The organism is Mesorhizobium sp. M7A.F.Ca.ET.027.02.1.1 (assembly GCF_004022985.1).
Classification (GTDB): domain Bacteria; phylum Pseudomonadota; class Alphaproteobacteria; order Rhizobiales; family Rhizobiaceae; genus Mesorhizobium.
The window spans coordinates 1-5,958 of the sequence record NZ_RZOL01000378.1 but is presented as its reverse complement, the minus strand read 5'-3'; the positions used below and the strand labels follow the sequence as shown (position 1 = coordinate 5,958).

Below are 5,958 nucleotides of genomic sequence, written 5' to 3'. Positions count from 1 at the left end.
GGTGGACATGGCCGACGATGCTGTTTTCCGGCGTCCCCTGCCAGCCGGCATCACCCGCCGGCACTTCGGCAACGACGGACGGAATGTTCAGCCGTTCTGTCGCCATGGCAATCTTGTCGCCATTCCACTTCCAGTCCTGCGCACGGCGGTCGGCATAGATCTCGATGCCATTGCCTTCGGGATCGGTCAGGTACAGAGCTTCGCTGACCAGATGGTCGGAAGCGCCCTCGATCGCGATCTTGTTTGATATGGCGTGGTTGATCCAGCGGCCGAGGTCGGCGCGGCTGGGCAGCAGGAAGGCGGTGTGGAACAGCCCGGCGCTGCGCGGATCATCCGGCTTGGCTGAAGCGTCCTGCTCAAGCACCAACAACGGACGGTTGGCGGCGCCCAGGGTGATCGCGCCATCGGCACGGCTCAACTCCTGCAGACCGACAATTTCGCGGTAATAGGCGGCAAGGCTTTCCGCGTCGCGCGCCTTCAGCCCGACGCGGGCAACGCTGACCGGGGTGGTGGCGGCAAAAGGCAACTCGCTCATCGAATGCTCCGTTCGACCGGCCTGCGATGAAGCTCCCAAGGCGAGAAGCCCCACTCCGCCGATCATTGTACGTCGTGTCAGTTCCAAAGTCAGGGTTCCCGCGCACGGCTGTTTCTTTTCCTGACCACAGATCGTCCATCGGCATCGTTCACACAAGACGCGAAGAAGCGAACATGGTGTTCACTATTGTGATCAAAAGCGTCGTTCCTGCTGGTTGCACGAAGCGATGCCGCTCGCTATCTCAGCGCCATGAAGGTCAAGGAAGCAGATATTCTCATCGTACCGGGCTACACCAATTCCGGCCCCGACCATTGGCAGAGCCGCTGGCAGTCGAAACTGTCGACGGCGCGCCGCGTCGAACAGGCCGAGTGGTCGAAGCCGGTTCGCGAGGACTGGACGGCGAGCGTTGCCGAGGCGGTCAACGAGGCCGAGCGGCCGGTCGTCCTGGTGGCGCACTCGCTCGGTGTCGCCGCTGCAGTGCAAGCCATTACGCAGTTCCGCAAGCCGGTTGCCGGGGCCTTCTTCGTGGCACCTCCCGACGTCGCCAATCCCGAGATCAGGCCCAGGCACCTGATGACCTTCGGCCCCTATCCGCGTGAGCCGCTGCCCTTTCCCTCGATCGTGATCGCCAGCCGCAACGATCCGTTCTGCGCCTTCGATGTCGCGGAGGACATCGCCGGCGCCTGGGGTTCGCTGTTCATCGATGCCGGTGAGACCGGTCATCTCAACCCGGATTCAGGTTTTGGTCCTTGGCCCGAAGGTTCAATGACCTTCGCCAAATTCCTGACGGATCTGAAACCTTGAGCGTCTTCAGGACCCGATCGAATCGCGGACGCTCTTGATCAGCGTTTTTGCCCCAAGCCCGATCAGCGAATGCTCGGAGCCCATGGCCAGCAGGCGATAGCCCATCGACACGACCCGGCCGGCAATTGCCGGCTCGACAACGTAGATCGCCGCATGTTTGCCGGCCTTGCGGGTGCGCTCGGCCACCGATGCCACCGTCTCCATCATGCTTTCCAGCGTCGAATTGACGGTCGCACCATTGCTCCAGGCGATCGAGAAATCCGACGGGCCGAGGAAGATGCCGTCGATGCCGGGCGTGTCGAGGATGCCATCGAGCGCATCGAGGGCGGCACGCGTCTCGACCATGGCGAAGGCCATCGTGCGCTGGTTGGTGTCGCGCAGCCAGTCGGCCTGGTCGCCTTGGCCGTGGCGCGGAAAAGCGTAGGTCGGACCCCAGGAGCGCTCGCCGAGCGGCGGGTATTTCATGGCGGCGGCGAACAGTTTTGCATCGGCAACCGAATTCACCATCGGCGCGATGACTGCCTCGGCGCCGAAATCGAGCGCGCGGCTTGCCATGTCGAAACGGCCAACGGGAATGCGCACCAGCGCCGGCTTGCCGGCAGCGAGCACCGGCACCAGGCCACGCAGCACGCTGTCTTCGTGATGGCCGCCATGCTGCATGTCGAGCGTGACGGCATCGAAACCCTGCTTGGCGACGATTTCGACGGTCAAGGCATCCGGCACGCCGGACCATGCGGTGAACAGCGTTTCGTCGGCCGCGAGGCGGGACTTCAGGGACATGGATACTTTCCTTGTTAACTCCGGCAGTTTCAGCCGGAAACCGCGACAAAGGCAAAGAAAAACCGCCCGGATAGGCCGGGCGGTCGATTGGTCCAGCGTATGGCCGGGATCAGCGCATGGCCCGGATCAGGTGTTCTTGATCTGCTCGATCGCCTGCGCCATCAGTTCGTCCATGGTGCGGCGGATCTGGTGGTCCGACTGCTCGACGCCGGCCGCGTCGAAATCCCCGCGGATTTTGCGGAACACGTCGTGGTCGCCGGCTTCCTCGATGTCGGAGATAACCACTTCCTTGGCATAGGCGTCGGCATCAGCGCCGGACTTTCCGAGCTTTTCGGCGGCCCACAGGCCGAGCGCCTTGTTGCGGCGCGCCGAGGCCTTGAACCGAAGCTCCTCGTCGAATGCGAATTTACGCTCAAAGCCCTCTTCGCGGTCTTTCATGCTGCTCATGGCGTCCCTCCGGTCAAATTCGATTCGTTGGCGGTGAATATGTGCGTTGCCAAAGCACAAACCAAAAGGTCGCGGGTCGGTCAATACGCTTCATCGAATGCTGCGCTGCGGCATTTCAGTCCCGAAAGCGGTTGATTGGAAGGATTTGCCGATTGAGCAAACGATGTGATTGGGATAGACCCGGCATTGAACCCTACCGTAGCCGCACTTATTTCAGGCAGACGGACAGGAAATGGTCTGATACCGCCCTGTCCGGAACCCCAGAGAAAAATCCAGATGAAAAATCGCCGCCGCATTTATGAAGGCAAGGCCAAGATACTCTATGAGGGACCCGAACCGGGCACGCTTATCCAGTTCTTCAAGGATGACGCCACCGCGTTCAACAAGAAGAAGCACGAGGTCATCGACGGCAAGGGCGTCCTCAACAACCGCATTTCCGAGTACATCTTCAACCATTTGAACCGCATGGGCATTCCGACCCATTTCATCCGCCGGCTGAACATGCGCGAGCAGCTGATCAAGGAAGTCGAGATTATTCCGCTCGAAGTGGTGGTACGCAATGTCGCCGCCGGTTCGCTGTCCAAGCGGCTCGGCATCGAGGAAGGCACCGTTCTGCCGCGCTCGATCATCGAATTCTATTACAAGGCCGACGCGCTCGACGATCCGATGGTGTCGGAAGAGCACATCACCGCGTTCGGCTGGGCGAGCCCGCAGGAGATCGACGACGTCATGGCGCTGGCCATCCGCGTCAACGACTTCCTCTCTGGCTTGTTCATGGGCGTCGGCATCCAGCTCGTCGACTTCAAGATCGAATGCGGCCGGCTGTTCGAAGGCGACATGATGCGCATTGTCGTCGCCGACGAGATCTCGCCGGATTCCTGCCGCCTGTGGGACGTGGCGACGCAGGACAAGCTCGACAAGGACCGTTTCCGCCGCGACATGGGCGGCCTCGTCGAGGCTTACCAGGAAGTTGCCCGCCGCCTCGGCATCATGAACGAGAACGAACCGCCGCGCCCAACCGGCCCGGTGCTTGTCGCCTCGACCGACGGCCTCAAAGGCAAGCCGCACTGATCGCGGCTTGCCTCCCGATACTCAGAACAGGAGCATGTCCAGCGTGATCAAGGCCCGCATTACCGTCACCCTCAAGAACGGCGTGCTCGACCCGCAAGGCAAAGCGATAGAACACGCGCTGTCCGGCCTGGGCTTCGGCGGCGTCGGCACGGTGCGGCAGGGCAAGGTGTTCGACGTCGAGCTGGCGGAAAGCGACAAGGCCAAGGCCGAAGCGGACCTCAAGGCCATGTGCGACAAGCTGCTGGCGAACACGGTGATTGAGAATTATAGTGTGACGCTTACCTAAGGTTGTGCCGGAGGCACGTATGCCTGAAGTCACGAATGAACTGATGTACGAGCTTGTCAAGAAAATCCATTCACGAATGGATCGACTTGAGAGTGGCCTGGGCGAAGTCAAGCACGAGATTGTCGCGATCAGGTTGCAGGCGTTGAGCACGCAAACGGACGTCAACAATATCTACGCGATAACAGGCCGTATCGATCAACGTCTTGAACGGATTGAGCAGCGTCTCGACCTGCGCGAGCTCGCCGAAGCCCAGAGGCCTTACGAACCAAAATGAAATCAGCCGTCGTCCTCCTGCCCGGCCTCAACCGCGACCGCGACATGATCGCGGCGTTGACCAAGATTTCGGGAACACCCCCGGTCACCGTCTGGCAGACCGATACCGAAATCCCCGATGTCGACCTGATCGCCATTCCGGGCGGCTTTTCCTTCGGCGACTATCTGCGCTGCGGCGCGATCGCCGCGCGCATGCCGGTCATGCGGGCGGTGGCCGAAAAAGCGGCCGCCGGCGTTACGGTCATCGGCGTCTGCAACGGTTTCCAGATCCTGGTCGAGGCCGGCCTGTTGCCGGGCGCCTTGATGCGCAACACCTCGCTGAAATTCGTCTGCCGGCAGGTGAAACTCGAGATCACCAACGCCAATACCATGTTCACCCGCCGCTATCAGCCGGGCCAGATCATCCGCTCGCCGGTCGCGCATCATGACGGCAATTATTTCGCCGACGCCGACACGCTTGCCCGAATCGAAGGCGAAGGCCAGGTGGTGTTCCGCTATGCCGAGGGCACCAACCCCAACGGCTCGATCAACGACATTGCCGGCATCGTCAACAGCCAAGGCAATGTGCTCGGGCTGATGCCGCACCCGGAAAACCTGATCGAAGCAGCCCATGGCGGTACCGACGGCCGCGGACTGTTCGAGAGCGCCCTCGGCATCGCCGCCTGACGATATCGAAGCGAACAGCTTGAAAACAGCCGGACATTCCTGTCTCTTTGGAGCAAGTCTGGTTCATTGGGGAGAGAGACGGTCATGAAACTCTATTCGCGGCCGTTGTCGCCCTACTCGTCGATCGTGCGGGCATTGGCCTACATCAAGGACGTACCGCTCAAGATCATCGCGCCGCCGCCCGGTTTTCCCATCCCGGAAGAGTTTCGCGCCATCTCGCCGATGAACCGGATTCCGGTGCTGATCACCGGCTCGGGCGAGACGATCGTCGAATCGGTGGTCATCGCCGAATATCTCGAGGAACGGTTTCCGGAGCCGGCGCTGCTGCCGCCCGATTCCAAGGACCGCGCGCTGGTGCGCATGTTCGCCCGCATCACCGATCTCGACGTGCTGACCCCAACGATGAAGCTTTTCGAGCTCCATTTCGTGCCGAAGCGCAACAATGTCGAGATCGACGCCCAATTTGCCCGCCTGCATCATGGACTGGCGGCGATCGAGGCGCGCATGGCGCAAGGGCCCTTCGCACTCGGCGACGACATCAGCTTCGCCGATGCCTGGCTGACGCCGACACGGTTCATCTTCAACAATCTCCGCGCGATGACGGGACGCCACGACCTGCTCGACGCCTATCCGAAATTCGACGCCTACCAGCAGATCGCCTCGCAACACCCGGCATTGTCGCGGGTGTGGGGCGAGATGACCGATGGTTTGAAGATTTTTCTGTCCGAGCTTGAGATGGGTGCCGCTTGATCAAGTCGAAGACGATCGCGCTGGTCGCCGCGGCGGGCTTTGTGCTGGCATCCTGCCAGTCGACGCCAAAGAGCACGCCTGTTCCCTCAGGCAAAAGTGCTGCGCTGCTGGCTATGGAACAAGTGGCGATCGCTGCCCACAAATGCTGGATCGCCAGCAAGGACCCAGCCTTCAAACCGTACCAGATGGCCAATGAGCTGAATTCGTTCAGCGGCACGCCGCGTTTCCTGCTGGTGCCGGCCAAGCACTATGGCGGCAAACCTTTGCTGGTCGTGCAGGCGCAAGGCAATTCTAGCCGCGTCGACGTCTTCGGACCGCTGATGAACGATCCGCTCGGCGCCCGCAT

Annotated in this window: 10 protein-coding genes; 7 read left to right on the top strand and 3 right to left on the bottom strand. The window is 61.4% G+C overall.

Annotated elements, in window-relative coordinates:
• Positions 1-535: VOC family protein (locus tag EN749_RS28845; protein WP_145991040.1), on the bottom strand; the 535-nt coding region annotated here is incomplete at its 3' end.
• A gap of 249 nt (positions 536-784) precedes the next feature.
• On the opposite strand from EN749_RS28845, the gene EN749_RS28840 reads away from it, so the two are divergent.
• Positions 785-1,339 carry an alpha/beta hydrolase gene (locus EN749_RS28840; protein ID WP_127810641.1) on the top strand — a complete coding sequence of 185 codons (555 nt, stop codon included), beginning with the start codon at positions 785-787 and terminating at the stop codon, positions 1,337-1,339.
• A 6-nt stretch (positions 1,340-1,345) separates the two neighbouring features.
• On the opposite strand, the gene EN749_RS28835 is transcribed toward EN749_RS28840, so the two are convergent.
• Together EN749_RS28835 and EN749_RS28830 are read right to left on the bottom strand one after the other, a co-directional pair.
• A complete protein-coding gene (locus EN749_RS28835; protein WP_127269901.1) occupies positions 1,346-2,119 on the bottom strand; it encodes an HpcH/HpaI aldolase/citrate lyase family protein in 774 nt (257 codons plus the stop codon).
• Between the two features lie 126 nt (positions 2,120-2,245).
• Positions 2,246-2,566, bottom strand: a complete 321-nt coding sequence (locus tag EN749_RS28830) for a DUF1476 domain-containing protein (RefSeq protein WP_013532126.1) — start codon at positions 2,564-2,566, stop codon at positions 2,246-2,248.
• A 276-nt stretch (positions 2,567-2,842) separates the two neighbouring features.
• Between EN749_RS28830 and purC the strand changes: the two genes are divergently transcribed.
• From purC to EN749_RS28800, 6 genes are all read left to right on the top strand, one after another.
• On the top strand, positions 2,843-3,637 hold the full coding sequence (gene purC / locus EN749_RS28825; protein WP_013532127.1) for a phosphoribosylaminoimidazolesuccinocarboxamide synthase: 795 nt from the start codon (positions 2,843-2,845) through the stop codon (positions 3,635-3,637).
• A 43-nt stretch (positions 3,638-3,680) separates the two neighbouring features.
• Positions 3,681-3,923, top strand: a complete 243-nt coding sequence (purS, locus tag EN749_RS28820; RefSeq protein ID WP_013532128.1) for a phosphoribosylformylglycinamidine synthase subunit PurS — start codon at positions 3,681-3,683, stop codon at positions 3,921-3,923.
• 19 nt (positions 3,924-3,942) lie between these two features.
• The gene (locus EN749_RS28815) at positions 3,943-4,197 is read left to right on the top strand and encodes a hypothetical protein (RefSeq protein ID WP_128364423.1); all 255 of its coding nucleotides are present in this window, start codon (positions 3,943-3,945) and stop codon (positions 4,195-4,197) included.
• Entirely contained in the window at positions 4,194-4,862 is a 669-nt protein-coding gene (gene purQ, locus EN749_RS28810; protein WP_027036974.1) for a phosphoribosylformylglycinamidine synthase subunit PurQ, read from the top strand. The genes EN749_RS28815 and purQ overlap by 4 nt, the downstream gene beginning before the upstream one ends.
• 84 nt (positions 4,863-4,946) lie before the next feature.
• Positions 4,947-5,612 (top strand): glutathione S-transferase family protein, encoded by a 666-nt coding sequence (locus tag EN749_RS28805; RefSeq protein WP_128364422.1) that lies wholly within the window; start codon positions 4,947-4,949, stop codon positions 5,610-5,612.
• Positions 5,609-5,958 (top strand): hypothetical protein (locus EN749_RS28800; RefSeq protein ID WP_128364421.1); only part of this gene is annotated, 350 nt, incomplete at its 3' end. The genes EN749_RS28805 and EN749_RS28800, both read left to right, overlap by 4 nt.